Below are 24,276 nucleotides of genomic sequence, written 5' to 3' on the forward strand. Positions count from 1 at the left end.
GCTCCCTCTCAGAAGAACTTCGGGTCGGCGAAGACGCCCGACGAGACCAGGTACACGTACAGGTCGGCCAGCCCGACCGAGGCCAGCGAGAGCCAGGCCAACTGCATGTGGCGGGCGTTCAGCCGCCCGACCAGCTGCCACGCGCGGTAGCGCACCGGGTGTTTGGAGAAGTGCTTCAGCCGGCCGCCGACGATGTGCCGGCAGGAGTGGCAGGAGAGCGTGTAGGCCCAGATCAGCGCGACGTTGGCGACCAGCACCAGGGTGCCGAGCCCGGCGTGCCCCCAGGCTCCGTCGGCGTTGCGGAAGCCGAGTGCCGCGTCGTACGTGAGGATCCCGGCGACCGGGATCGCCAGGTAGAAGAAGTAGCGGTGCAGGTTCTGCAGGATCAGCGGGAAGCGCGTCTCGCCGGTGTACGCGGCGTGCGGCTCGGCCACCGCGCAGGCCGGCGGCGAGGACCAGAAGGCTCGGTAGTAGGCCTTGCAATAGATTTGCAGAGGTAGTTCCTGCGCCTTTTCGTCCGTCAGGTGCTCCGGCCTGCGGGCTCTTGCTGTTGATCACGGCGCCTGCTGGGAGCTCGGCCGAGGGGTCGGGTGGCTCGCGCGCTGGCGGTGGGGGGAAGCTTTGGGCGGGGTCCTGCCGGTGGTGGGGTCGGGCATGGCCGGGGGGCCGTAAGCTGCCCGCGAGTCGGTCAGGGCTTTTGGGCCTGACCGCAATTTGGCCGAGTGGCCCCCCGGGCTTGCTCGACTCGGGCCCCGCCAGCGGTGGGTGCGTAAAGCTTTCCCCCACCGCACCCGGCCACCGCGCGGTAGCCTCACCCGCGTCGCCTTCCCATCCGAAGGCCCGAACGAGGGCTACCCCGAGGCAGGAGCCTTGGGTTAGCGGTTGGCTTGCCCGAGCTTGTGCCGCATAGCGGTTGCTGCACCTCGTCCGCGCGGGACGACGCCCCACGAACGGAACTTCTGGGAGAGCCAGTTGGGCGACACGCCCAGCTCCTTGGCCAATGCTTTCAGGGGTTCGCCGTCTTCGTGCCTCTTGATCAGCACCTTCTTCTCGGCGGCATCGAACGTGGGCATGGGGTCCGTGGTCCTGTTGCGGTACACGCAGCTTCTCCTTATCTCTAGGCCGAGGGTCGGTGGGCCGGTCGCAGTTCGATGCCTGCCGCCTTGAGCTCCTTGTTCGCCTTTCCATAGCTGCACTTGAAGTGCCTCGCTACGCCTCGGACGCTCAACCGCCGTACCTCGTAGAGCTCGTACAGCTCCTCAGGGTCGAACGGGATACGCTCTGGACGGGCCACGATCACCCCTTTCTCGTTCGGCACGGTTAGCTGCCCGCACGACGTTCCGGTAGCCCCTGTCAGTGGCGATCAGCAGTAGGTGGCGGCCGGGCGACCTGCGCCGGTTGCGCGGAACGTTCGCCGCAGCGTGCCGGGCCACGTACAGGCGACCCTGGGCGGAGCGTTGAACGTTCATCCGGCATGCCGCTTGGTCATCGCATTGAGCCGGTCGACACGGGCGCTCAAGGACTCCAGAGGGGCTGTCTCCCGGACCTGATCGATTGACCGAGTGAACTCCGATCCCCCGCCGGGCAGGCGGAGGTACAGCACCCCGGTGAGGTAGTCCATCACCTGGGCTACGCGATCACGCCGAAGGTCAACAACGTACGTCCCGACGGCGGGGATGGCGGGCTTGGCGCTCATGCCCGTTCCCCCCGGATGACGATCACTCCGTCGCCCGGCAGAGCCGGGGTCGCACTCCTCTGTGCCATCAGTTCGCGTAGCAGGGAAGAGGATTCGCCGTCGATCAGCTTCCCCGTGCAACGGGCGTACACCCTGAGTGCGCCCGCGATTTCGAGCGCCACCCGGGCCGAGCACCCGCCCAGGTACACATGCGGGCCCTGTTCAACTCCGGTCGCGTGGAACGACGGTCGCAGGCCGGGCAGCTCGGTCAGTTCGGCGACTTGGAACGCCGTTGCCAGTGCCTCTGCCGCGTCCTCCGCTTCCTGCTGGTGTCGCCTCAGGGTCTCGTTTGTGCGTTCTAGCTCCGTCACAGCTGCTCCCGACGGATGCGGCGCGCCGACGGGTTAGCAGAGTCAATGTCACAGCGTGCCATGCGAGTTCCCATCATTTGATGTTGACCTGAGTCCCCGCCCCGACCGGTTTAGCGCGCGCTTCAATCCCTGGTCGGGGCGGGTAGCCCGTGCCGACTGGAGTTCCCTCCCTAGGGAATCGGCGCGGGGGCTTATTGGGGTGGTTCCGCCCGTCAGCAGCGGGTGATGCACGTACGGACGGAACCGGGCCCGTGCCTGCCGATGTTGACCCTTCCGGCGGCAGGCACGGGGGTCTATGTGGTCTCTTGGCGGGCCGGGCGCTCCGACGGTGCATCGGGGGGCACCAGGCGCCATTGCGAGATCAGGACCCTGGGACTGCCCGGGGGGAACTGCGCAAGTTCGACAGCGCGAGCCATCCGGGCTTTGCGCACAACTCGGGCGACTCTGGCAAGGGGCGGGATCCTGCGCCGGCTCATTAGGCCACGTCCGGCAGCTGGATGGCTCGGGGATCGCGCTGAGCGCTGGGTCGGCTGACGGGCTCCAGCTGCGGCGCCGCACCTTCCGGTGCGAGCTCCTCGGGCTCCGTCGTCCACTCGACTCCTCCCCCTTTCGGGCGGAGGTACCGCAGACCGTCTTGGGTGCCCATGTAGACCCCGAGCTGTCCCTTGCGAGCCAAGTCCTGGACCACTTCGCCGACTTGGGGCACGTAGATCGATCTGCGGGTGTCGCTGGGTCTCACCACGCCATCGCTCCTCTCCGTAGCGCTTCCACTACCAGGGCGACTCACTGTCCCGTACGCTGCCGGGGTATTCAACTTTGCGATTCGGAAAGAAAAGTGGACCGTGAACCTCAAGCCTCTTACCCCCGACGCTTCACCTCGGGCGGCCTTCGGCTCTGAACTACGCAGCACGCGTGAGGAGTTGAAGATGACACAAGATCACTTATCCCAGCGGACAGGGTACTCGCCCGGACACATCTCCTCGGTGGAAACCGGTCGCAAACCGCCAACTTTGCTCTTCGCGCAGCAAGTTGATCGTGCGCTCGGAACTGGCACCAAGTTCGCAAACCTGTTCCTGGATGTTCGAGCGAGCGCCCTGCTCCAGGGCTTCGGCCACTACCTGGCTCATGAGGCCAAGGCGACAGAGCTGCGACTGTTCGAGGTAGGCATCATCCCTGGACTGCTTCAAACACCTGAGTACGCGGCGGTCCTCGCTACGGCATCCATGAACAGGGGCAGCATCACCGAGGCCCAAGCTGCCGAGCGGCTGGAAGTTCTGGCCAGACGCCAGACACTCATAACCCGCCAGCCGCCAGCACAGCTCTACGCGATCCTTGACGAGAGCTGCATCCGTCGGCCGATTGGCGGACCCGACGTCATGGGCCCACAGCTTGATCGGCTTTTGCACCTAGCCGGACTGCCCAACATGACGCTACAAATCGCCCCGTACGCCATGGGTGAGAGCCGAAGCCTTGATCTCCCCGTCTACCTGCTCGGGTTGCCCGATCGATCAACGGCGGCCTACTCCGAGTCCGCCCAACAGGGTCTGTTTGAGCGTGATCCCGAAGCGGTTCAACGCCTGCTGACCGCCTACCATCAGCTACAGGTAGAAGCGCTGCCGCAGGCCGCATCCGTGGCGCTCATCAGAAAGGCACGAGAGGAACTCCAGTGACTCCCCCCGAGTGGTACAAGTCCAGCTACAGCAACAACGGCGGCGCCTGCGTCGAGGTCGCCGCCAACAACCCGGGCGTCGTCCCCGTCCGTGACTCCAAGAACCCCGAGGGGCCTACCCTGCTCTTCCCTGTCGGCGTCTTCGCTGCGTTCGTCGCCGGAGTGAAGGCGGGCGAGTTCGGCACCGTCTGACCGCCCGCACACTGATACCCCCGAACAGCTCTCGACGGGCCGCGCGGGGGTATCAGTGTTTTGAGCAACGGGCGGTCTGGGCTATGTGCGCCGGGTCGCACAGTCGGGGCAGAGGTGGACGGTCCAGGCGGGGCCGCTGGCGCGCTCCACGATGATGGGGATCGGCGCCTCGGTCGGTCGGTTGCATCGGTTGCAGGGCTTGGGCTGGGGCCAGCATCCGCCGACTGCGTCCATGTGATTGGACGAGTGTGTCGTGGTGAGGATGCAGGGGAGGCCGGTCACACTGCCGGGGTTGTAGGCGTTGCAGCTGGGGGCGCCGAAGGCTGCGCCGGTACTCATGCCCACGCCCGTGCTGGGGGCGGGTTGGGGTAGTCGATGCCCATGGCGGCCAGGACTGCGGCGGTTCGCCGTTCGCGTTGGAGCCGCAGCTCAAGTCGCAGCTCCTCCGCGTCGTAGTAGGGGCGGACGAGCGCGTTCTCCTCGGCTCGGAGTGGCATCGTGCGGACGAGCAGGTGCGCCGGGACCGGGTGGTTGTTCTTGCAGCAGAACGGTGGGGTTGAGTTCGTCCTCGATGGCGCGGAAGGTGGCGTGGCGTGGCACCCATGGCGGTGGCGGGCCTGCGCTCGGCCGGCCGCTGGACGCTTATCGGGCGTCGATCCCGTGAGCCCTGGGTCTGCCAAGCGTCCCGCGGCCTGCCCCCAGCCATAGCGCGGCAGCGCTGCCCGGTGCTTGTTGCGGCGGCTGTTCGGGGTGAGGAAGTGTCGCACCCATAAGAGGACTTGGCCGATATGCTCGCGCATGTCGTCAGCTCCTTGCAGCTGGTGACGTCGTGCCCCGGCGGACCGCTTAGGCCCGGTCTGCCGGGGCTTCTTTGTACCGACGGTAGCCAACTTGTATACCCTCGTCTACCCATGTACATCAACGTATGCCATCGCATGGCTACGTGATCAGTTGTCTACCGTTGATGGCATGGGATCAGAGATTGACCACGACGGGCCGACCCCGGTGTACCAGCAGATCGCGGCGTTGATCATCGCCGATATCGAGCGCGGCACGCTGCTGGTGGATCGCAAGATCCCGAGCGAGTCCTCACTCGTTCAGCGCTTCGGGGTCGCACGGGACACCGCGCGAAACGCTGTCCGGCACCTGCGAGAGCAGGGGTGGGTCTACACGGTTCCGCAGCGCGGCACCTTCGTGTCGGCTCGGGGGGCGACCCCCGAGGAGTAGCCGCCTCGGTGACGTGCAGGTTGTGTGTCAGTTCCCGCGATGCGGAATCTCGCCGGGGGAATCGTGGCGGCCGTCTTAGCTTTGTGTGACGCTATGGCTACGGTCGATTTCGGTCGCCGTCGGGGGGCGTACGCCGGGGTAGCCGGTGCGCGCTGGGCGCGTCGCACAGGGGAGCAAGGCATGGGCGAGAGACCAAGTGATGAGGACTACGGGGAGGATGACGGGGTCTTCCTCTCCGGGGGGCCGGTGGTCGCGGGGGTCGACTACGAGGGGGCGTGGCTGGAGGCGCGAGCTGCGGCCAGCCAACTGAACGCCCTGCTGGCGCGGTTGGGGCTGAGCGGCGATGAGTTGGTGAAGGCTCAGGCGGGCTGGACCGATGGCGGGCGCGGCGTCGTGTTCCTCCAGGGCACTCTGTCGGGGGCTCGGAAGCTGGGGGCGGTGCTGGATCGGATCATGCAGTGCGGCCCGGTCGACGGTGGGGCGGAAGACGTTCGCTGCGGCGCCGGCTGATCGGATTTAGTTGGGGTGCGCCTGTGAGGCGGGGGCGGTCCCGGACGACCGGCCGGGACCGGCCGCCAGGCCGCATGCCCGGCCGGGGCGGCAAGGGCCGCCCCGGCGGCGCGCAGCGCCGCTCTTGAGTAAGTGAAGATAGTTTTCGACGGCTGGTCGGCGGGGGCTAAGCCGTGGCTGGTCGCTTCGCGGTGGTCGGGCGGTGGGTGTAGGTGAGGTGGGTCGCCCCTGCCTCCATGGTGGTTGTCTCCAGCATGAGCCGTCGGTGGTCGGCCTGGGTCTGGGTGACGGCCTGAGATACGAGCACCGGTACGCCTTCCGCCACGTGGAGGGTGGCCCGTTCGTCGGGGTTGGGCATGCGGGCGCTGATGGCTTCGCGCCACTCGATCGGGCCGTGCGCGGCAGCGAGCATGCCGTAGGCATCGGTGGGACTTACGTCGGGCTGCTGAGCCAGCGACGTGCCGGTGATCTGCTCCATGGGCAGCAGCACGGCGTGACGGGCGCGGGTGCCGCTGGCCTCATGAATGATCATGCGGTCCACCAGAAAGGCGGCCTCGCCTTCCTCCGCGTGCAGGATCTCGGCGGCGGTGGCTTCCAGGCGGACGCGGTAGACCGTGGCAGGCTCTTCCATCGACCATCCGTCAGGGGCGTTGTAGCGCTTGCCGGTGCGGGTGACCGTGCGCTCGACGTAGACGGGTGCCACCGCGTCTGGATTCGGTCCGCGCACATAGGTCCCGCGTCCTTGCTGCACGTCCAAGAGTCCTTCGCTGCGCAGTTCGGCCACCGCCTGACGGACGGTCGGACGGGAGACCCCGTACAGCGCCGTCAACTTGTCCTCGGTGGGAATCCGGTCCCCCGGGGTCCATTGGCCTCTGGCGATGGACTTGCGCATCTCCCGCGCGACCTGCTTGTACAGGCTCTGAGCCTTGACCACTGCCATCGCTCGCCCCTTAGGTGGCGTTTTGTCCCTGACTCCAAGGACGCTTCCGAACTTCTTTTCGATCGACGTTGCCGCTGATCAGGTGCCGTATGCACCCATTCTGTCAACAGTCGTCAGGATGAATGCGCTTGCCCCTCCCGTCAAGTGGGAGCACTATCGGACTCAGAAAATTCATCATGACGACTGACCTTCTTGGCGGTCGTCAAGCTGGGAGAGGTAGGACGGATGAGCTTGAAGAACCTGCCGCTGGACGCGTCGCGCATGGGTATCGCGCTGTGCATCTCAGTGGAACCCAAGACCGACCTGGAGACGGGTGCGGTCAAGGCGGACCGGGACGGCGTTCCGCAGTGGACGGTGAGTGTGGCGGTCCGGCCGGAGGCAAGCAAGGCGGCCGTGATCGAGATCACCGTCTCGGGTGAGCCGGTGGGCCTGGGCATCGGCCAGCACGTGATCTTGAACGGCCTGGAGGCGTTCTGGTGGGAGATGAACGGTCGCTCCGGCTTGGCCTACCGCGCTGAGTCGGTGACGGCGGCGCCGGGATCGGTGACCGGGTTGGTCCCGGCTGGTGAGGGTGAGGCGCCGCGTGGCCCCCGGGGCGGTGTGAAGTGAGCGGGCACCGCGACTGGCGTCACCTGCGGGAGCGGTTAATGGATCTGTCGGACCTGGCGGACGAGATCCAGCCCGGCTTGCACCCGGGTCAGTACCGGTTCCTGTACGCGATCATCGCGCCGATGGCGCAGGACGCGTTCCAGCTCGCTCGCGACCTGGAGACGGCACTCGTCAACGAGGCGGCGGAGAACGGCGTTGAGCTGCCGCCGCTGGATACGGGCGGGGGTGCGCAGTGAGCGGGCCTGCTGAGTGGGAGTCGTTGATCGGTGCGCCTCGCCCTTCGAAGGCTGAGCGGCGGGCGGCTGTTCCGGGGCTGGCGGACTGGAGTACGCGGGCGTCTGCCGCGCTGCTGGAGATCAGCATTGCGGCGGGGATCGTCAGCGCGTACGGCTATCTCCTGTACTACGCCCGTCCCGCGTTCGCTCTGATTCAGACGCTGGCGTTGATCGTCGGGTTTCACATGCAACCCGTCTTCGCCTTCTTCTACTGGGCGTTGGCGGTGGCGTTCCTGCTGTGGCAGTGGGCGCTGCGGGGCCTGACCGGGCAGTCGTTGGGTCAGCGAATGATGCGCATCGTGACGGTGGACGAGGACACGGGCAGGCCGATCGGTCCGGCCCGGTCGGTGGTGCGCAGCCTGCTGCACGTGGTCGACATCGCGCCGGGGTTCTTCGGGTTCATTCGGCCGGTCGTGCACTACCGGCGCCAGACGTGGGCTGACCAGATCTGCCGGACGGTGGTTGTCGAAATGGACGTGATCAACAAGATGGCGGAGGTGAAGAAGTGAATGCGGTGTCTGGGGGTGCTCCTGTGGTCCAGCATCACACCCCCCTGGGGGTGTACGTGTTGGGGGCGTTGGCGGTGCTGGCGCTGTTGCTGGCGGTGGCCTCGCCGTGGTTGCGGCGTCGGGTGCCGAACGTGTGGTGGGCGCTGTGCGGCTACCCGGCGGCGGCCGTGAGGGTGCTGTGGACCTGGCGGCAGCTGGCGGATCTTCAGAACCTGTCGGTGCCCAAGCGTCCGCCGCTGGCTGTGCTCGGCGGTGTGGTGCTGCGGGGCAGGGCGTTGAAGCCGATCAAGCCCCGGATGGGTTTTCCTCGGTGGCAGCGCGGCGGCCTGGTGGTCCGGGTGCGGCTGCACGCTGGGCAGACTCCGGAGGCTTACGCGGCTGCGTGTGAGTCGATGGCCCATGCCTGGCAGATGTTCGCGGTGCGGGCGGTCTCGGACGCGCGGGGCTCGGTGAGTCTGAGGGCTTCGGCGTGGGATCCGTTGACCGTGCCGTTCGTGCCGTTCGTCGGTTCCGCCGGCGTTCTGTCGGCGGTGGTCGGCTTGTGGGAGGACGGTGCCCGATGGCTGATCGACCTGCGGCGCGTTCCGCACTGGCTGATCGTGGGGGCGACCCGTTCGGGAAAGTCGACGCTGGTGGCTGCGCTGGTGTCGCAGTTGGCCCGGCAGAAGGTCGCGCTGGTCGGGATCGACCTGAAGGGCGGGATGGAACTCTCGCTCTTTGAGGACCGGTTGTCGGCGCTGGCGACCACGCGTGGTGAGGCGGCGGACCTGTTGGGGAAGCTGGTGGAGGTCGCGCTGAGCCGGATGGCGCTGTGCCGTGAGGCGGGCGCTCGCTCGATCTGGGAGCTGCCCGAGAAGGGACGGCCTGTGCCGGTGGTCGTCCTGGTGGACGAGGTCGCGGAGCTGTATCTGATGGCCAGCAACAGCGACAAGGCGGAGGTCACCCAGGTCTCGACGGCCCTTCTGCGTCTGGGTCAGCTCGGCGCGGCGCTGGGCATTCACCTCCTGATCGCCGGACAGCGGGTCGGCTCGGACCTCGGCCCGGGAGTCACGGCACTGCGGGCCCAGTTGGCGGGCCGGGTGTGCTTCCGGGTCTCGGACAAGGGCACCGCTGAGATGGCGCTCGGTGATCTCGACCGGGAAGCCCTGGACGCGGTGCAAGAGATCTCGGACGACACCCCGGGCGTCGCGGTGGCCTTCGGCGCGGCGGGCGGCAGTTGGATGCGGGCACGCTCGCAGCTGGTCACGCCCGAGGAAGCTCAGCGGGTGGCCAAGCGGTACGGCTATCTCGCTCCGGCCTTCGCCGAACTGGAAGCTGGTGGTGCGTCGTGAGCATGACGGTGCCCCTGGCGGCGATTCTCGCCGTCGTGGTCTTCCTGATGGTCCGCTCACGCGAGCTACGAGCCTGGCAAGCGGTGGTGGTCGGGCTGTTCGGGTTCTACCTGGCCCAGACTCACCTGGCCGATCCGATCGCCGCAACGGTGACGTGGCTCGTTAACGGCCTGACTCACACCACCTAATCGAACTGGAGTTCCCATGCGACCACCAAAGCTCATCCCTCTCCCTTCGCTCGTCGTCCTTGGTCATGCCGGGTTCTGCCCGGTGTGGCCGGGGCGGCCCTGCCTCCCTTGGAGTCATCCCCCATGATCAATCCCTTTGAGAGCCCGGCGGCCCGTCGCGCATACCTTGCCCAGGACGAGCGACTTCGCCGACTCGACCCGGTCGACCGGGACTTGGTGCGCTTGGGTCAGATGCCGGACCTGTCGCGCTGGTTGGAGCAGATCACCGCGACCGGTGGGTGTGCTCATCCGGTCTACCTGACGGGCCGCAGCTCGACGTACGACGCGGTGTCGGGTGAACTGTTGCGGCGTTACAGCACTGCTGGTGAGCCGGGCGGGCGGCTGGCGGTCCGGTGCCGCAACCGTCGCTCGGCCCGGTGCGGTCCCTGCTCGCGCCAGTACCAGGGTGACACCTGGCAACTGGTGCGGGCAGGGCTGGCCGGTGGAAAGGGTGTCCCCGGCGATGTCCGGCGTCATCCGATGGTGTTCGCGACGCTGACGGCTCCCTCGTTCGGTCGGGTGCACCGTGCGGGGCAGTGCCACCGGGCCCGGTCGGGTTCCTGCGAGCACGGACTCCCGGCCGGATGCGGGGCCGTCCACGTTGAGGCGGAAACGGTGGTTGGGCAGCCGTTGTGCCCGGCCTGCTACGACTACATCGGGCACGTGTTGTGGAACGCGCATGCGGGTGCGCTGTGGAAGGCGTTCACAGACAACCTGTACCACCACCTTGCGGCATGGGCGGGGGTCGGCCGATCGGTCGTCCGTCGCCTGGTGCGGGTCTCGGCGGCGAAGGTCGCGGAGTACCAGCGACGCGGCGCTGTCCACTTCCACGCGGTCCTCCGGCTGGACGGGCCGGACGGCTTCGGCGATGAGCCCCCGGTCTGGGCGACGGGTGGCCTGCTCGTGGAGGTGGTGAGGTCGGCGGCTGCGGCCGTGTCGCTCACCGTTCCGCCGTCGCTGGCCTGCGGGTCCCAACCGCTCGGCTTCGGCACACAGTTGGACGTGCATCCGATCACCGGGGGCGGCGGTCAGCTGACTGACGAGCGGGTGGCGGGGTATGTGGCGAAGTACACGACCAAGAGCGCGGAAGCTGCCGGGGCCGTCGAACGGCGGATCGACAGCGTGGCGGAGATCCGAACGCTTCGGGTGTCTCCGCACGTTCGGGCTCTCCTCGGTACCTGCTGGCGCTTGGGCGGCCTGGTGGAACTTGGTCACCTTCGGTTGCGGAGCTGGGCGCACATGCTCGGGTACCGGGGGCACTGCCTGACGAAGACGCGCCGGTACTCGACCACCTTCGGCGCGCTGAGGGCTGAGCGGGGTGCCCACATGCGGGCGGCGTCCGGCCGGGAGTTGTTCGGGTCGGACGACGAAATCACGGTGGGGGAGTGGCGGTTCGTCGGTTCGGGGCACTCACCGGCTGAGGCGCTGATCGCTGCGGGGGTCGCTGAGGACCTGTGCCGGACCCGGTCGCTTGCCCGCGAGGACCTGCCCTCAGGGTGGGTGGGTGGGGCGCGGCGGGCGCCATGGCGGGCTGACACGCCCCGGCAATCGGCGTCGGACCATGCCGGATGATGTGGTGGGGCGTGCGCCGGCCATTGGCCCTGAGTTGACTACTGATGATCAGGATTGGGCGTGGGCAGCTGAACACGCCCGACGGGCGCCGGAGTGGTCTGACGAGAAGTGGCGGCGCATGATCACGGTTCTTTCTCACAAGGTCGTGAGCCGTGAGCCGCGCCGCTCTGCTCCTCCTGTCTCATAAGGTGGCTGGTCCCGATTACGGCACTTCGTTGTAGATCGGGATCAGCCGGTCCCGCAGCGGGATTCGGGTTCCCCTGCCAACAGGCATGACGACAATGGCGGTAAATGCACGCTCCACGTATGCGCGCTTTTCGGCAAGCGTGATGTCGGCCCTGTCCCATTCCTTCGCCATATCGATGGGGGCTCCCTGTGCGGCGCGTGCTGTGCGCTGCCACTGGTTCCGGTCCTTGAGCAACCGGCGTTCTTCAGCCTCGTACTCGGCGAGATCCTGGTAGTACCGATCTGCGCTGATCAGCCGCGCCCTATGGGCCTTCTTGGCGGCGGCGATGTCTTCGCGGACATTGGCCAACTGCTCTTCGTGCTCCCATTCTTTGCCAACCGCAACGGCTTCGCGCCGCTTGGCCTCTTCATCGTATTTGGCGATAACGAGCTTGCGGATCAACTCGTCCGTTTCAGGACCGCTGACGCTCACACCGCCGCATCCCTGTCCAGTTCCTTTACTGCGGCATATGTAGACGTAGTGGCCTTCCGGCTTCTTTTGGCTCGGAGATGATTTCATCCCGCGCAGCCTCGCGCCGCAATCTTCCTTGCCGCATCGGAGTGTCCCGGTGCCGAGGCGGGAACGGGTGTTGTCCCCCGTGCCGCGTTTGGGGCTTCCCTCGATGAGATCACAGATTGCCTGCCAGTCCTCGACCGACAAGATCGGCTTGTGCTGGCCAATCGTCGGCTTGCCTTCCGCGTCGTAAACGATCACCATGCGTGCGCGCTCGGCGCCAGTCTCCGGGGTGATCTCAATCTCGGTACGCGCTCGGTAGCCGCAGATGCGAGGGCTGGTCAGTACCTTCTTGAGAGCCTGGACGGTCCATGCCTTTCCGTGGGCGGTCTTGACCCCCCGACGGTTCCAGTCGGCGATGATGCCGAACCACACTCCACCCTCGATCATCGACTTCGCCGCATCGCGCAGTAGCTTGGCCTCCGTCGTGTCCAGCGTCCGACGGTCCTCCTGCCACCCAAACGGGCGGGGCCCGCCACCGGGAATCCCGTTTTCCTGGATGGCCTTGTGCTTACGCCGTACCCGCCGGCTAGTGGCCGTTGACGCCTTGTTGTTCATGGCGGTCATCACCCGCGCCATGGCCACGCCGTTCTCAGTCAAGAGATCTAGGCTGCCGGTGATATCGATGATCGGTACTCCGTACCGCTGAACGACATCTATGGCGTCTTCTAGGTGGCGCGGGTCGCGGGTCAGACGGTCAAGGTCGGCAACGATCAAACCGTCAAGCCGCTGACCGTTAGGCGCGCGGCGCGCCTTGAGATCATCTAATGCGCCTTCATATACCGGGCGACGCACCCGGTAGGCCACGGTTCCGTCAGGTTGGAGCACTCGCCGACGCTTCCAAGCTGACGTGTCCGGCTCGGGGTACGTGTAGACGTACGTCCCTCCGCGACTCTCCACAAATGCGCGGTTGTCTTTCTCCTGCTCGTCAGTGCTTTTGATGTCCTTCCCCGTCAGGTACTGCCCTTTCCTGGACGGGTCATCAGCTGACAGTTCCCCCTCCTGCTCTTCGGTGGAAAGCCGTGTGAGGCTTGCCCAGTTCATGTCTTTGAGATCGCCCCAGTGTGCTCGCTGTACCAGGTTATCGGCCATAGGACAAAACTACCTCTGCTGATCTACTGATTGCGGTAGTAGTAGCAGGTCAGTCGGAACCCGAGCGGGAAGATCAGCACCAGCAGCGCGGGCGACAACCGCCACCAGTCGCCGACCACTGCCCAGTCCGCCCCGCCGCGCATGGTGGCGCAGTTCGCGGCGAGGCAGGGGGAGTAGAACGGGGAGACGTACGGCGCCGCGTAGTAGTGGGCGCCTTCGAAGGCCCGCCAGGTCGAGTAGGCGATGAAGGCCAGCAGCCCGGCTGCCGTCGCGAGCTGTGGCAGCCACCAGCGGTCGGTACGGAGTGTGCGTTCCGGGATCGCTATGGTCATCCTGCGAGTGTGACCTTGATCACAACGCACGGGAAGTCCCCGGACAGGATTCGCTCGTCCAACCGGGTGCCCGCCTGTCGTGCCGTCAGCTCACGTGATGGTCACTGGAGTTGAGTGGACGGTATGACCAACGCCTCGGTCCTGCGCAGGGTTCTGGCCGCCGCCGTGGTGCTCGGCGCCCTGGCGGGCTGCTCGTCGCCCCGGCCCCCGGCTCCCGCGGCCCCGCCGCCGCAGCCCGCCTCCGACCTCACCAGCGGCGACCGCACGGCGGTCCGCGACGGCGGGACGGTCCGCTGGGCGGTGGACGAGGTGCCCGCCTCGCTGGACGTCTACCGGCCCACCGCCACCCCCGACACCGAGCTGATCGCGCACGCCCTGCTGCCCAGCCTCTTCCGGCCGGACGACCGGGCCCGCCCGACCCCGGACCCGGACTACCTGGTCGGCGCCGACGCGACGGACCGCACGGTCGTCTACCGGCTCAACCCGAAGGCCGTCTGGAGCGACGGCAAGCCGCTGGCGGCCGCCGACTTCACCGCCCAGTGGACCGGCCTGCGCGACTCGCTGCCCGGCTACGCGGCGATCGAGTCGATCGCCCCCGGCGCCGACCCGCACCAGGTCAAGGTCACCTTCAAGCAGCCGTACGCCCAGTGGCGCGCGCTCTTCAGCCCGCTCTACCCGGCGGTCGGCCTTCCCGTGACGGGCGGCCCGCTGGCGCTGAAGTCACTGGACGCCAAGGGCGGCAAGGCCTCGCTGGTCCGCAACCCGCAGTGGTGGGGTGATCCGGTGAAAGTCGACGGGATCGACTTCCTGGCCACGCCGAACCGGCTGGACGCCCTCGACCAGGGCACCGTCGATGTCGCCGCGCTGGACGGCGCGGTCGACTCCTCACTCTCGGCGCTCAAGCGCGCCGAGACGCTCCCCGGCCTCAGCCTGCACCGGGCGGCCGCGCCCTCCTTCACCCAGCTGACCCTGAACGGCGCCCGCGGCCCGCTCGCCGAGCCGGCCGTCCGCCGGGCGGTGGCCGCCTGCGTGGACCGCCGTGCGGTCGCCGAGGCGGCGCTGGCCCCGCTCGGCCTGCCGGCCGTCCCGCTCGGCAACCACCTGCTGATGGCCGACCAGGACGGCTACCAGGACGACAGCGGGGCGATCGCGGCCACCGCCAGGAACCTGCACCTGGATCTCACCCTGCTGCTCCCCGACGGCTCCGCCACCGCCCGCCGCGCCGCCGACGCCCTGGTGGCGCAGCTCGCCCCGGACGGGATCACCGTCCACCCGCAGGCCGTCCCGGGGGACGGCTTCGTCCGCGACCACCTGGCCGGCGGCGACTGGGACCTCGCGCTCTTCTCCTGGCCCGCCACCGCCTTCCCCGCCGCCGACGAGCGCCCGCTCTACGCCAAGCCCCGGCCCGACGCCGACGGCCGACCGGTCGCCGGGCAGAACTTCGGCGGCTCGGGGACGGACGAGATCGACCACCTCTTCGACCAGGCCCTCGCCGAGCCCGACCCCGCGGCGCAGGCCGAGCTGCTGCGCCAGGCCGACGTCCGGATCTGGCAGCTGGGCCACTCGGTGCCGCTCTACCAGCGGCCCGAGCTGGTCGCCGTGCGCGCCGGGGTGGCCGGTGCGGGGGCCTTCGGTTTTGCCTGGCCGCGCTGGCAGGACCTCGGTTTCCTGCGGCGTTAACGGCTGTGAGCTGCCCGAATCTGCCGCGCTGGATGGTTCCACGTACCATAGGAGGAGCCGTGGCATGTCGTGCCCGGCGGGTGGACCGGTAAGGGAATCGCAGCCGGGGCGCCACAACCCACGACTCCGGGAGAGTTCGCTCCGCATGCCCACGCGCAATGACATCCGCAATGTAGCCATCGTCGCCCACGTCGACCACGGCAAGACGACCCTGGTTGACGCGATGCTCAAGCAGGCCGGTGCCTTCGCGGCTCACCAGCACCTCGACGACCGCATGATGGACTCGAACGACCTGGAGCGCGAGAAGGGCATCACCATTCTCGCGAAGAACACCGCGGTCAAGTACCACCCCAAGGAGGGTGGCGAGGTCATCACGATCAACATCATCGACACGCCTGGCCACGCCGACTTCGGTGGCGAGGTCGAGCGTGGTCTCTCGATGGTGGACGCGGTCGTCCTGCTGGTCGACGCCTCCGAGGGTCCGCTTCCGCAGACCCGCTTCGTGCTTCGCAAGGCGCTGACCGCCAAGCTGCCGGTCATCCTCTGCATCAACAAGACCGACCGTCCGGACTCCCGGATCGACGAGGTCATCAACGAGACCTACGACCTCTTCCTCGACCTGGACGCCACCGAGGAGCAGATCGAGTTCCCGATCGTCTACGCCTGTGCGCGTGACGGTGTGGCCTCGCTGACCAAGCCGGAGAACGGCACCGTCCCGACCGACAGCGACTCGCTGGAGCCGTTCTTCTCCACGATCCTCCAGCACGTCCCGGCGCCCGAGTACGACGCCGACGCGCCGCTGCAGGCCCACGTCACCAACCTGGACGCCGACAACTTCCTCGGCCGTATCGCGCTCTGCCGCGTCGAGCAGGGCGAGCTGCGCAAGGGCCAGCAGGTCGCCTGGATGCGTCGCGACGGTTCGATCCAGCAGGTCAAGATCACCGAGCTGCTGATGACCGAGGCGCTCACCCGCAAGCCGGCCGAGGTGGCCGGCCCCGGCGACATCTGCGCCGTCGCGGGCATCCCGGAGATCATGATCGGCGAGACCCTGGCCGACCTGGAGAACCCGATCGCGCTGCCGCTGATCACGGTGGACGAGCCGGCCATCTCGATGGTCATCGGCACCAACACCTCGCCGCTGGTCGGCAAGGGCGGCAAGGGCCACAAGGTCACCGCCCGCATGGTGAAGGACCGCCTGGACAAGGAGCTGGTCGGTAACGTCTCGCTGCGCGTCCTGCCGACCGAGCGCCCGGACGCCTGGGAGGTGCAGGGCCGCGGTGAGCTGGCGCTGGCCATCCTGGTCGAGACCATGCGCCGGGAGCTCTTCGAGCTGACCGTCGGCAAGCCGCAGGTGGTCACCAAGATCGTCAACGGCAAGACCCACGAGCCGGTCGAGCGCATGACGATCGACAGCCCCGAGGAGTACCTCGGCGCGATCACCCAGCTGATGGCCGTCCGCAAGGGCCGCATGGAGACCATGACGAACCACGGCTCCGGCTGGGTCCGCATGGAGTTCATCGTCCCGTCGCGTGGTCTGATCGGGTTCCGCACCCAGTTCCTGACCGACACCCGCGGCACCGGCATCGCGCACAGCATCTTCGAGGGCCACGAGCCGTGGTTCGGCGAGCTGCGGATGCGCAACAACGGTTCGCTGGTGGCCGACCGCGCCGGCGTCGTGACGCCGTTCGCCATGATGGGCATCCAGGAGCGCGGCACGCTCTTCGTCGAGCCCACCACCGAGGTGTACGAGGGCATGATCGTCGGCGAGAACTCGCGCCAGGACGACATGGACATCAACATCACCAAGGAGAAGAAGCTCACCAACATGCGTGCGGCCTCCTCCGACACCACCGAGAACCTGGTGCCGCCGCGCAAGCTCTCGCTGGAGCAGTCCCTGGAGTTCTGCCGCGAGGACGAGTGCATCGAGGTGACCCCGGAGACCGTGCGTATCCGCAAGGTCGTGCTGGACCAGAAGGAGCGCGGGCGTACCGCCTCGCGCGCCAAGAAGAACTGATCCACCCGTTCCACCAGCCGCCGGCCGGTCCCCTCGCGGGGGCCGGCCGGCGGTTTTGCCGTTCCACCGCCGAGACCTGAGCCGTCATCACATCGAGGGACTCCCACCGGTCCCCGGGTCCCCCGTCCGGCCCTACTGCGGGTGCGCCACCGCAGGACCTGCCTTCTGATGGGGTGTGATGCGACACACACGTCGAGGAGGAACCTTCATGCCGGCAGCAACCCGAGCGCGCTGGGCCGTCATCGCTGCGACATCTCTGGCCCTGGTGGTCACGGGGTGCAGCAGCAGTAGCAACAGCAGCAGCAGCGGCGGGACGAACTCCGCCGGCGTTGTCACGGCCTGGTGGGGCGACCCGCAGAACCCGCTGGAGCCGGCGAACACGAACGAGGTCAACGGCGGCGCCGTCCTCAACATGATCTTCACGGGTCTGGTCAGCTACGACCCGAAGACCAGCAAGGCCAACAACGCCAACGCCGACTCGATCACCTCGACGGACCAGCAGAACTGGACGGTCAAGCTCAAGCCCGGGTGGAAGTTCAGCGACGGCACTCCGGTGACCGCCAGCTCCTACGTGGACGCCTGGAACTACGGCGCGCTGGTCACCAACAAGCAGGTCAACGCGAGCTTCTTCGGCTACATCGACGGCTTCAACGACGTGGCACCGGCCACCGGCGCGCCCAAGGCGCAGACCATGTCGGGCCTCAAGGTGGTCGACGACAACACCTTCACCGTCGCACTCAGCCAGAAGTTCTCCACCTGGCCGCAGACCCTCGGCTACTCGGCGTACTACCCGCTGCCCAAGACCTTCTTCTCCAACCACGCGGGCTACCTCAACCAGCCGATCGGCAACGGCCCGTACGAGATCGCCTCGTGGACCCGCAGCCAGAAGATGCAGCTGCGGCCCAATACGCAGTACAGCGGCACCATCAAGCCGCAGAACGGCGGGATCGACCTCAAGGTCTACACCGACACCAACGCGGCCTACGCGGACCTCCAGTCGGGCAACCTGGACGTCGACAACGGGGTGCCGAACTCCGCGCTGAAGACCATCCAGAGCGACCTCAACGGCCGGTACCTCAACCAGCCCGCCGGCATCATCCAGACCATCTCGTTCCCGCTCTACCAGGCCAACTGGAGCACCGACAACGCCAAGCTGGTCCGCCAGGGCATCTCGATGGCGATCGACCGGGCCACCATCACCAAGGTGGTGTTCACCGGCACCCGTACGCCGGCGACCGAGTGGACCTCGCCGGTGCTCGGTGCGGCGGGCGGCTATCAGGCCGGCATCTGCGGTGACGCGTGCAACTACGACCCGGCCAAGGCCAAGGCGCTGATCCAGCAGGGCGGTGGGATCCCCGGCGGTCAGCTGACCATCAGCTACAACGCCGACGGTCCGCACAAGGAGTGGGTCGACGCGACCTGCAACAGCATCAACAACGCCATGGGCAACACCACTTCGTGCGTGGGTCGGCCGGTCGGCACGTTCGCCGACTTCCGCAACCAGATCACCAGCAAGCAGATGACCGGAGCCTTCCGGACCGGCTGGCAGATGGACTACCCGCTGATCCAGGACTTCCTGCAGCCGGTCTACACCACCGACGGCTCCTCGAACGACTCGCACTACAGCAACCAGCAGTTCGACGCCCTGGTGAGCCAGGCCAACGCCCAGCCGGACCCGGCGAATTCGGTCAAGGACTTCCAGACCGCCGAGAAGATGCTGGCCACCGACATGCCGGCTATCCCGCTCTGGTACCAGAACGGCACGGTCGGCTGGTCCAGCAAGGTGAGCAACGTCATGCTCGACCCGTTCAGCGTCCCGGTCTACACCTCGATCACCGTCAAGTAGTCGGCAGCCGCGGCGGGTTCCGGCGACACTCGGTCGCCGGAACCGGCCGCGGCTCTGCCGACGGCTCAGAGGAGGTTCGTATGGGACGCTACGTCCTCAGACGGCTGCTCCAAATGATCCCGGTCTTCATCGGGACCACCTTCCTGATCTTCGTGATGGTCCACGCCCTGGGCGACCCGGTCAACGCGCTCTTCGGGGACAAGGCACCGGATCCGGCGGTCGCGGCGCAGATCCGGGCCCAGTACAACCTGAACGACCCGCTCTGGCTCCAGTACGTCAAGTACATGGGCAACCTGTTCCGCTGGGACTTCGGGAACACCTTCAGCGGCCAGACGGTCACCTCGCTGCTGGCCACCGCCTACCCGGCCACGCTCAAACTCACCGCGGTGGCGTTCACCATCGAGGTGGTCTTCGGCATCAGCTTCGGCCTGATCAGCGGACTGCGCCGGGGTGGGGTGGCCGACAACAGCGTGCTGATCCTGACCCTGGTGGTCATCTCGATCCCCACCTTCGTCACCGGCTACGTGCTGCAGTACCTGGTCGGTGTGAAGTGGGGGATCCTGCCGGCGACCGCCGGTGACCCGCTGACGCTCCAGTCGCTGCTGCTGCCCGGCATCGTGCTGGCCTCGGTCTCGCTCGCCTACGTCGCCCGGCTCACCCGGACCACCGTCGCCGAGAACTCCAAGGCCGACTACGTGAGGACCGCGACGGCCAAGGGCCTGCCGCGCCGCCGCGTGGTGATCAACCACCTGCTGCGCAACTCGCTCATCCCGGTGGTCACCTTCCTCGGCACCGACCTCGGCGCGCTGATGGGCGGCGCGCTGGTCACCGAGCGCATCTTCAACATCCACGGCGTGGGCTTCTACCTGTACCAGGGGATCGTCCGCCAGAACAGCAACACCGTGGTGGGCTTCGTGACCATCCTGGTCATCGTCTTCCTGGCGGCCAACCTGCTCGTCGACCTGCTCTACGCGGTCCTGGACCCGAGGATCCGGTATGCCTGACCAGGGGAAGTACAACGAGTCCGACCCGCTCTCCGAAGCCGGCTCGGGCGACGAGGAGATGCCGAGTGCGGTGGAGAGCCGCACCTTCGACCTCGGCACCATGGAGGGCCAGACCTTAATCAAGGCCGAACGGCTGGCGGACCACCCGGAGACTCCCGCGCTGGAGGACCGGGTCGTCGCGCGCAGCCTCTGGCAGGACGCCTGGCGCGACCTGCGCCGCAACCCGATCTTCATCATCTCGGGTCTGCTGATCATCTTCCTGGTGATCATGGCGCTCTGGCCCACCCTGTTCACCTCGACCAACCCGCTCAAGTGCGACCTGGCGAAGTCCCAGGCCGGCGCCGAGTCCGGACACCCGTTCGGCTTCGACAACCAGGGCTGCGACGTCTACGCCCGTACCGTGCACGGTGCCCGCGCCTCCATCACGGTGGGCGTCTGCGCCACCGCCGGCGCCGCGCTGACCGGCACCCTGCTGGGCGGGCTGGCCGGGTTCTTCGGCGGCTGGCTCGACTCGGTCGTCTCGCGGATCGCCGACGTCTTCTTCGGCATCCCGATCCTGCTCGGCGGCCTGGTCTTCCTCTCGGTGATCCCCAGTCAGTCGATCTGGATCGTGGTGGCGTTCATCGTGGTCCTGGGCTGGCCGCAGCTGGCCCGCATCGCCCGAGGTGCCGTGATCACGGCGAAACAGCAGGACTACGTCACCGCGGCCAGGGCACTGGGCGCAGGCAACGCCCGGCTGATGCTGCGGCACATCCTGCCGAACGCCGTCGCGCCGATCATCGTGGTGGCCACCATCGCACTGGGCACCTACATCTCCCTGGAGGCCACCCTGAGCTTCCTGGGCGTCGGACTCAAGCCGCCGACGGTCTCCTGGGGCATCGACATCTCCGCGGCCGCGGACACCTTCCGCAACGCGCCGCACATCCTGCTCTACCCGGCCGGGGCGCTCAGCATCACCGTGCTGGCGTTCATCATGCTCGGCGACGCGGTCCGCGACGCTCTCGACCCCAAGCTGCGCTGAGAGAGGTCCCCACCAGCCATGAGTAGCAGCACCAGTACGAGCAGCAGGTCGACCGAACCCCGCAGGGACACCACCGACAGCAAGGACGCGCCCCTTCTGGAGGTGCGCGGACTGCACGTCGAGTTCCACACCCGGGAGGGGGTGGCCAAGGCGGTCAACGGGGTCGACTACTCGGTCCGGGCCGGCGAGACCCTGGCGATCCTGGGCGAGTCGGGCTCCGGCAAGTCGGTCTCCGCGCAGGCCGTGATGGGCATCCTGGACAGTCCGCCGGCCAAGATCACCGGGGGCGAGATCGTCTTCAAGGGGCGCGACCTGCTCACGCTCGGCTCCGAGGAGCGCCGCAAGATCCGCGGCGCGCAGATGGCGATGGTCTTCCAGGACGCGCTGTCCTCGCTCAATCCCGTGCACACCGTCGGCATGCAGCTAGGCGAGATGTACCGGGTGCACAAGGGCCTGAACCGCAAGGACGCCAAGGCCAAGGCGATCGAGATGATGGACCGGGTGCGGATCCCGGCCGCCGCGCAGCGCGTCGGCGACTACCCGCACCAGTTCTCCGGCGGTATGCGCCAGCGGATCATGATCGCGATGGCGCTGGCCCTGGAGCCGGACCTGATCATCGCCGACGAGCCCACCACCGCCCTGGACGTCACCGTGCAGGCCCAGGTGATGGACCTGCTGGCGGAGCTCCAGGCGGAGTACCACATGGGACTGATCCTGATCACCCACGACCTCGGTGTGGTCGCCGACGTCGCGGACAAGATCGCCGTGATGTACGCCGGACGGATCGTCGAGACCGCGCCCGTCCACGAGCTCTACGCCAACCCCGCGCACCCGTACACCCGCGGCCTGCTGGACTCGATCCCGCGCCTGGACCAGAAGGGCCAGGAGCTCTACGCGATCAAGGGCCTGCCGCCGAACCTGCTGCGGATCCCGCCGGGCTGCGCCTTCAACCCGCGCTGCCCGCGTGCCCAGGACATCTGCCGGACCACGGTGCCGCCGCTCTTCGAGGTGACCGACGACGAGGGTGTCCCGGCGCCCGGGCGGGCCAGCGCCTGCCACTTCTGGAAGGAGACCCTCCATGACTGACGGCGCCACCGCGCTCAGCGCGGCCCAGCCGGGGGAGACGGCCTTCAAGCAGCCGGTCCAGCACGGCGAGGCGATCCTCGAAGTCCGGGACCTGGTCAAGCACTTCCCGTTGACCAAGGGCGTCGTGATCAAGAAGACGGTCGGGGCGGTCAAGGCCGTCGACGGGGTCTCCTTCGACCTGGTCAAGGGCGAGACGCTCGGCATCGTGGGGGAGTCGGGCTGCGGAAAGTCCACGCTGGCCAAGGTGTTGATGAACCTGGAGCCGGCCACCGCGGGCTCGGTCCGCTACAAGGGCGAGGAGATCTCCAAGCTCTCGGGTCCGGCACTGAAGGCGGTGCGGCGCAACATCCAGATGGTCTTCCAGGACCCGTACACCTCGCTCAACCCGCGGATGACGGTCGGCGACATCATCGGCGAGCCGTTCCAGATCCACCCGGAGGTGGCGCCGAAGGGCGACCGCCGCAAGGCCGTTCAGGATCTGCTGGACGTGGTCGGGCTCAACCCCGAGTACATCAACCGGTATCCGCACCAGTTCTCCGGCGGGCAGCGCCAACGCATCGGCATTGCACGGGGGTTGGCGCTCCGACCGGAGATCATCATCTGCGACGAGCCGGTCTCCGCGCTGGACGTCTCGGTGCAGGCGCAGGTGATCAACCTGCTGGACCAGCTGCAGAAGGAGTTCAACCTCTCGTACATGTTCATCGCGCACGACCTCTCGATCGTCCGGCACATCTCGGACCGGGTGGGCGTGATGTACCTGGGCAAGATGGTCGAGATCGGCACCGACCTGGAGATCTACGAGCACGCCACGCACCCGTACACCCAGGCGCTGCTCTCGGCGGTGCCGCTGCCGGACCCCGCGGCGCGCGAGTCGCGGGACCGGATCGTGCTGGTCGGCGACGTGCCCTCACCCGCCAACCCGCCCTCCGGCTGCCGGTTCCGCACCCGCTGCTGGAAGGCCCAGGACCGCTGCGCGACCGAGGTCCCGCTGCTGGCCTCGCCGAGCTGGCTGGGCGGGCTCGCCCGGCACGACTCGGCGTGTCACTTCGCGGCGGAGCGCGAGATTGAGCACAGCGCGGCGGAGCGCGAGATCGGGCACAGCGCGGCGGAGCGCGAGAACGGCGAGAACGGTGGCAACGGCGGGAACGGTGGCAACGGCGGTGGTGGGGCAGCGCCGATCGAATGACCCGGGTACCCGTGAGGGCCCCAGGAACGGCTCCTGGGGCCCTCACGCGTGGTGCGACCGATCGCGGTCAGTCCTCGGTGGTCCGTGCCGCGGGAACGGTGGCCGAGCGCTTGCCGGCGGCGTCACCGTCCTCGGGGAAGTGGCAGGCCGTGAGGTGCCCGGGGTCGTTGCCGCCGATCTGGAGCAGCGGCGGCTCCTCGGTGGCGCACTTCTCCTGGGCCTTCCAGCACCGGGTGCGGAAGCGGCAGCCGGACGGCGGGTTGAGCGGCGACGGGACGTCACCGGTCAGCCGGATCCGCTCCACGGACATGTTGTCCGGGTCGGCGTCGGGGGCGGCCGAGAGCAGCGCGTGGGTGTACGGGTGGCGGGGGCGCGTGTAGAGCGCGTCCCGCTCCGCGATCTCCACGATCTTGCCCAGGTACATCACCGCGACGCGCTGCGAGAAGTGCCGGACGATCGAGAGGTCGTGCGCGATGAAGACGAACGCGATGCCCAGGTCGCGCTGCAGGCCCTGGAGCAGGTTGACGACCTGCGCCTGGATCGACACGTCGAGCGCGGAGACCGGCTCGTCCGCGATGATCAGCTTCGGGTTGAGCGCGAGCGCGCGGGCCACGCCGATGCGCTGGCGCTGGCCGCCGGAGAACTCGTGCGGGAAGCGGTTGTAGTGCTCCGGGCTGAGCCCGACGATCTCCAGCAGCTCCTTGACCCGGGCCGCACGGCCGCCCGCCGGGTTGATGTTGTTGATCTCCATCGGCCCGGCGATGATCGTGCCGACCGTGTGCCGCGGGTTCAGCGACGAGTACGGGTCCTGGAAGATCATCTGGATCTCGGACCGGATCGGCGCGAGCTCCTTGCGGGTGGCGTGCGTGATGTCCTGGCCGAGGTACTTGACCGACCCGCCGGTGGGCTCGAGCAGGCGGGTGAGCAGTCGGCCGGTGGTCGACTTGCCACAGCCGGACTCGCCGACCAGGCCCAGGCTCTCGCCCTCCTGGACGTTGAAGGTCACACCGTCGACCGCCTGGACGGCGCCGACCTGGCGCTTGAACGGGAAACCACCCATCACGGGGAAGTGCTTGGTGAGGCCGTTGACCTCCAGCAGGGTCTTGCCGGAGGAGGGGGCCGCGTCTGCCGGCTCGGTCAGAGTCTGCTCTGCGCTCATGGGATTTCCT

Annotated in this window: 24 protein-coding genes and 2 pseudogenes; 17 read left to right on the top strand and 9 right to left on the bottom strand. The window is 67.9% G+C overall.

The window, feature by feature from the left end; genetic code table 11:
* Window positions 1-8: 8 nt before the first annotated feature.
* The 4 genes and pseudogenes from P3T37_RS21965 to P3T37_RS21980 form a co-directional block, all read right to left on the bottom strand.
* A pseudogene (locus tag P3T37_RS21965) lies at window positions 9-485 on the bottom strand (hypothetical protein); the annotation flags it as partial.
* Between the two features lie 390 nt (window positions 486-875).
* On the bottom strand, window positions 876-1,073 hold the full coding sequence (locus tag P3T37_RS21970) for a hypothetical protein (RefSeq protein WP_280725483.1): 198 nt from the start codon (window positions 1,071-1,073) through the stop codon (window positions 876-878).
* Window positions 1,074-1,465: 392 nt separating this feature from the next.
* Window positions 1,466-1,696, bottom strand: a complete 231-nt coding sequence (locus P3T37_RS21975) for a hypothetical protein (protein WP_280725484.1) — start codon at window positions 1,694-1,696, stop codon at window positions 1,466-1,468.
* Window positions 1,693-2,046 carry a hypothetical protein gene (locus P3T37_RS21980; RefSeq protein WP_280725485.1) on the bottom strand — a complete coding sequence of 118 codons (354 nt, stop codon included), beginning with the start codon at window positions 2,044-2,046 and terminating at the stop codon, window positions 1,693-1,695. Before P3T37_RS21980 ends, P3T37_RS21975 begins: the two co-directional genes overlap by 4 nt.
* An 842-nt stretch (window positions 2,047-2,888) precedes the next feature.
* Here P3T37_RS21980 and P3T37_RS21985 point away from each other — a divergent pair.
* Together P3T37_RS21985 and P3T37_RS21990 are read left to right on the top strand one after the other, a co-directional pair.
* On the top strand, window positions 2,889-3,716 hold the full coding sequence (locus P3T37_RS21985; RefSeq protein WP_280725486.1) for a helix-turn-helix transcriptional regulator: 828 nt from the start codon (window positions 2,889-2,891) through the stop codon (window positions 3,714-3,716).
* On the top strand, window positions 3,713-3,907 hold the full coding sequence (locus P3T37_RS21990; RefSeq protein WP_280725487.1) for a DUF397 domain-containing protein: 195 nt from the start codon (window positions 3,713-3,715) through the stop codon (window positions 3,905-3,907). The genes P3T37_RS21985 and P3T37_RS21990 overlap by 4 nt, the downstream gene beginning before the upstream one ends.
* 335 nt (window positions 3,908-4,242) lie before the next feature.
* Here the strand turns inward: P3T37_RS21990 and P3T37_RS21995 are convergent, their stop codons facing one another.
* On the bottom strand, window positions 4,243-4,404 hold the full coding sequence (locus P3T37_RS21995) for a hypothetical protein (protein ID WP_280725488.1): 162 nt from the start codon (window positions 4,402-4,404) through the stop codon (window positions 4,243-4,245).
* A gap of 472 nt (window positions 4,405-4,876) precedes the next feature.
* Between P3T37_RS21995 and P3T37_RS22000 the strand changes: the two genes are divergently transcribed.
* Window positions 4,877-5,134, top strand: a complete 258-nt coding sequence (locus tag P3T37_RS22000; protein ID WP_280725489.1) for a winged helix-turn-helix domain-containing protein — start codon at window positions 4,877-4,879, stop codon at window positions 5,132-5,134.
* Between the two features lie 180 nt (window positions 5,135-5,314).
* Window positions 5,315-5,644, top strand: a complete 330-nt coding sequence (locus tag P3T37_RS22005; protein ID WP_280725490.1) for a hypothetical protein — start codon at window positions 5,315-5,317, stop codon at window positions 5,642-5,644.
* A 166-nt stretch (window positions 5,645-5,810) separates the two neighbouring features.
* Here the strand turns inward: P3T37_RS22005 and P3T37_RS22010 are convergent, their stop codons facing one another.
* On the bottom strand, window positions 5,811-6,584 hold the full coding sequence (locus P3T37_RS22010) for a GntR family transcriptional regulator (RefSeq protein WP_280725491.1): 774 nt from the start codon (window positions 6,582-6,584) through the stop codon (window positions 5,811-5,813).
* A 192-nt stretch (window positions 6,585-6,776) separates the two neighbouring features.
* Between P3T37_RS22010 and P3T37_RS22015 the strand changes: the two genes are divergently transcribed.
* The 6 genes from P3T37_RS22015 (at window position 6,777) to P3T37_RS22040 (ending at window position 11,107) form a co-directional block, all read left to right on the top strand.
* Window positions 6,777-7,193: a hypothetical protein gene (locus tag P3T37_RS22015; RefSeq protein WP_280725492.1), complete on the top strand. Its 417-nt coding sequence runs from the start codon at window positions 6,777-6,779 to the stop codon at window positions 7,191-7,193.
* Between the two features lie 38 nt (window positions 7,194-7,231).
* Entirely contained in the window at window positions 7,232-7,429 is a 198-nt protein-coding gene (locus P3T37_RS22020; RefSeq protein ID WP_280725493.1) for a hypothetical protein, read from the top strand.
* Entirely contained in the window at window positions 7,426-7,977 is a 552-nt protein-coding gene (locus P3T37_RS22025; RefSeq protein WP_280725494.1) for an RDD family protein, read from the top strand. Before P3T37_RS22020 ends, P3T37_RS22025 begins: the two co-directional genes overlap by 4 nt.
* Window positions 7,978-8,051: 74 nt before the next feature.
* Window positions 8,052-9,308 (top strand): FtsK/SpoIIIE domain-containing protein, encoded by a 1,257-nt coding sequence (locus P3T37_RS22030; protein WP_280725495.1) that lies wholly within the window; start codon window positions 8,052-8,054, stop codon window positions 9,306-9,308.
* 2 nt (window positions 9,309-9,310) lie between these two features.
* Entirely contained in the window at window positions 9,311-9,496 is a 186-nt protein-coding gene (locus P3T37_RS22035) for a hypothetical protein (protein ID WP_280725496.1), read from the top strand.
* A gap of 123 nt (window positions 9,497-9,619) precedes the next feature.
* On the top strand, window positions 9,620-11,107 hold the full coding sequence (locus P3T37_RS22040; protein WP_280725497.1) for a replication initiator: 1,488 nt from the start codon (window positions 9,620-9,622) through the stop codon (window positions 11,105-11,107).
* A 202-nt stretch (window positions 11,108-11,309) separates the two neighbouring features.
* Here P3T37_RS22040 and P3T37_RS22045 read toward each other — a convergent pair whose 3' ends face one another.
* On the bottom strand, window positions 11,310-12,938 hold the full coding sequence (locus P3T37_RS22045) for a recombinase family protein (RefSeq protein WP_280725498.1): 1,629 nt from the start codon (window positions 12,936-12,938) through the stop codon (window positions 11,310-11,312).
* 32 nt (window positions 12,939-12,970) lie between these two features.
* Window positions 12,971-13,270: pseudogene (locus P3T37_RS22050) on the bottom strand (hypothetical protein); the annotation flags it as partial.
* Between the two features lie 123 nt (window positions 13,271-13,393).
* Here P3T37_RS22050 and P3T37_RS22055 point away from each other — a divergent pair.
* The 7 genes from P3T37_RS22055 (at window position 13,394) to P3T37_RS22085 (ending at window position 23,107) form a co-directional block, all read left to right on the top strand.
* Window positions 13,394-14,950, top strand: coding sequence for an ABC transporter family substrate-binding protein (locus tag P3T37_RS22055; RefSeq protein WP_280725499.1), 1,557 nt, complete (start codon window positions 13,394-13,396; stop codon window positions 14,948-14,950).
* A 145-nt stretch (window positions 14,951-15,095) separates the two neighbouring features.
* Window positions 15,096-16,964, top strand: a complete 1,869-nt coding sequence (gene typA / locus P3T37_RS22060; RefSeq protein ID WP_280725500.1) for a translational GTPase TypA — start codon at window positions 15,096-15,098, stop codon at window positions 16,962-16,964.
* A gap of 208 nt (window positions 16,965-17,172) precedes the next feature.
* Entirely contained in the window at window positions 17,173-18,810 is a 1,638-nt protein-coding gene (locus tag P3T37_RS22065) for an ABC transporter substrate-binding protein (protein ID WP_280725501.1), read from the top strand.
* An 80-nt stretch (window positions 18,811-18,890) separates the two neighbouring features.
* Window positions 18,891-19,814, top strand: a complete 924-nt coding sequence (locus tag P3T37_RS22070) for an ABC transporter permease (protein ID WP_280725502.1) — start codon at window positions 18,891-18,893, stop codon at window positions 19,812-19,814.
* Window positions 19,807-20,835, top strand: coding sequence for an ABC transporter permease (locus P3T37_RS22075; RefSeq protein WP_280725503.1), 1,029 nt, complete (start codon window positions 19,807-19,809; stop codon window positions 20,833-20,835). Before P3T37_RS22070 ends, P3T37_RS22075 begins: the two co-directional genes overlap by 8 nt.
* Window positions 20,836-20,853: 18 nt before the next feature.
* The gene (locus P3T37_RS22080; RefSeq protein ID WP_280725504.1) at window positions 20,854-21,921 is read left to right on the top strand and encodes an ABC transporter ATP-binding protein; all 1,068 of its coding nucleotides are present in this window, start codon (window positions 20,854-20,856) and stop codon (window positions 21,919-21,921) included.
* Window positions 21,914-23,107 carry a dipeptide ABC transporter ATP-binding protein gene (locus P3T37_RS22085; RefSeq protein ID WP_280725505.1) on the top strand — a complete coding sequence of 398 codons (1,194 nt, stop codon included), beginning with the start codon at window positions 21,914-21,916 and terminating at the stop codon, window positions 23,105-23,107. The genes P3T37_RS22080 and P3T37_RS22085 overlap by 8 nt, the downstream gene beginning before the upstream one ends.
* Window positions 23,108-23,174: 67 nt before the next feature.
* Here the strand turns inward: P3T37_RS22085 and P3T37_RS22090 are convergent, their stop codons facing one another.
* Window positions 23,175-24,266, bottom strand: coding sequence for a dipeptide ABC transporter ATP-binding protein (locus P3T37_RS22090; protein ID WP_280725506.1), 1,092 nt, complete (start codon window positions 24,264-24,266; stop codon window positions 23,175-23,177).
* Window positions 24,267-24,276: the final 10 nt, after the last annotated feature.

Source organism: Kitasatospora sp. MAA4 (assembly GCF_029893355.1).
Classification (GTDB): domain Bacteria; phylum Actinomycetota; class Actinomycetes; order Streptomycetales; family Streptomycetaceae; genus Kitasatospora.

What these genes read in the sequence shown, in the direction of transcription:
- P3T37_RS21970 (WP_280725483.1), bottom strand. Translation starts at nt 1,073, where the DNA reads ATGCCCACGTTCGATGCCGCCGAGAAGAAGGTGCTGATCAAGAGGCAC.
- P3T37_RS21975 (WP_280725484.1), bottom strand. Translation starts at nt 1,696, where the DNA reads ATGAGCGCCAAGCCCGCCATCCCCGCCGTCGGGACGTACGTTGTTGAC.
- P3T37_RS21995 (WP_280725488.1), bottom strand. Translation starts at nt 4,404, where the DNA reads ATGCCACTCCGAGCCGAGGAGAACGCGCTCGTCCGCCCCTACTACGAC.
- P3T37_RS22000 (WP_280725489.1), top strand. Translation starts at nt 4,877, where the DNA reads ATGGGATCAGAGATTGACCACGACGGGCCGACCCCGGTGTACCAGCAG.
- P3T37_RS22005 (WP_280725490.1), top strand. Translation starts at nt 5,315, where the DNA reads ATGGGCGAGAGACCAAGTGATGAGGACTACGGGGAGGATGACGGGGTC.
- P3T37_RS22010 (WP_280725491.1), bottom strand. Translation starts at nt 6,584, where the DNA reads ATGGCAGTGGTCAAGGCTCAGAGCCTGTACAAGCAGGTCGCGCGGGAG.
- P3T37_RS22020 (WP_280725493.1), top strand. Translation starts at nt 7,232, where the DNA reads ATGGATCTGTCGGACCTGGCGGACGAGATCCAGCCCGGCTTGCACCCG.
- P3T37_RS22035 (WP_280725496.1), top strand. Translation starts at nt 9,311, where the DNA reads ATGACGGTGCCCCTGGCGGCGATTCTCGCCGTCGTGGTCTTCCTGATG.
- P3T37_RS22040 (WP_280725497.1), top strand. Translation starts at nt 9,620, where the DNA reads ATGATCAATCCCTTTGAGAGCCCGGCGGCCCGTCGCGCATACCTTGCC.
- P3T37_RS22045 (WP_280725498.1), bottom strand. Translation starts at nt 12,938, where the DNA reads ATGGCCGATAACCTGGTACAGCGAGCACACTGGGGCGATCTCAAAGAC.
- P3T37_RS22055 (WP_280725499.1), top strand. Translation starts at nt 13,394, where the DNA reads ATGACCAACGCCTCGGTCCTGCGCAGGGTTCTGGCCGCCGCCGTGGTG.
- typA (WP_280725500.1), top strand. Translation starts at nt 15,096, where the DNA reads ATGCCCACGCGCAATGACATCCGCAATGTAGCCATCGTCGCCCACGTC.
- P3T37_RS22065 (WP_280725501.1), top strand. Translation starts at nt 17,173, where the DNA reads ATGCCGGCAGCAACCCGAGCGCGCTGGGCCGTCATCGCTGCGACATCT.
- P3T37_RS22070 (WP_280725502.1), top strand. Translation starts at nt 18,891, where the DNA reads ATGGGACGCTACGTCCTCAGACGGCTGCTCCAAATGATCCCGGTCTTC.
- P3T37_RS22075 (WP_280725503.1), top strand. Translation starts at nt 19,807, where the DNA reads ATGCCTGACCAGGGGAAGTACAACGAGTCCGACCCGCTCTCCGAAGCC.
- P3T37_RS22080 (WP_280725504.1), top strand. Translation starts at nt 20,854, where the DNA reads ATGAGTAGCAGCACCAGTACGAGCAGCAGGTCGACCGAACCCCGCAGG.
- P3T37_RS22085 (WP_280725505.1), top strand. Translation starts at nt 21,914, where the DNA reads ATGACTGACGGCGCCACCGCGCTCAGCGCGGCCCAGCCGGGGGAGACG.
- P3T37_RS22090 (WP_280725506.1), bottom strand. Translation starts at nt 24,266, where the DNA reads ATGAGCGCAGAGCAGACTCTGACCGAGCCGGCAGACGCGGCCCCCTCC.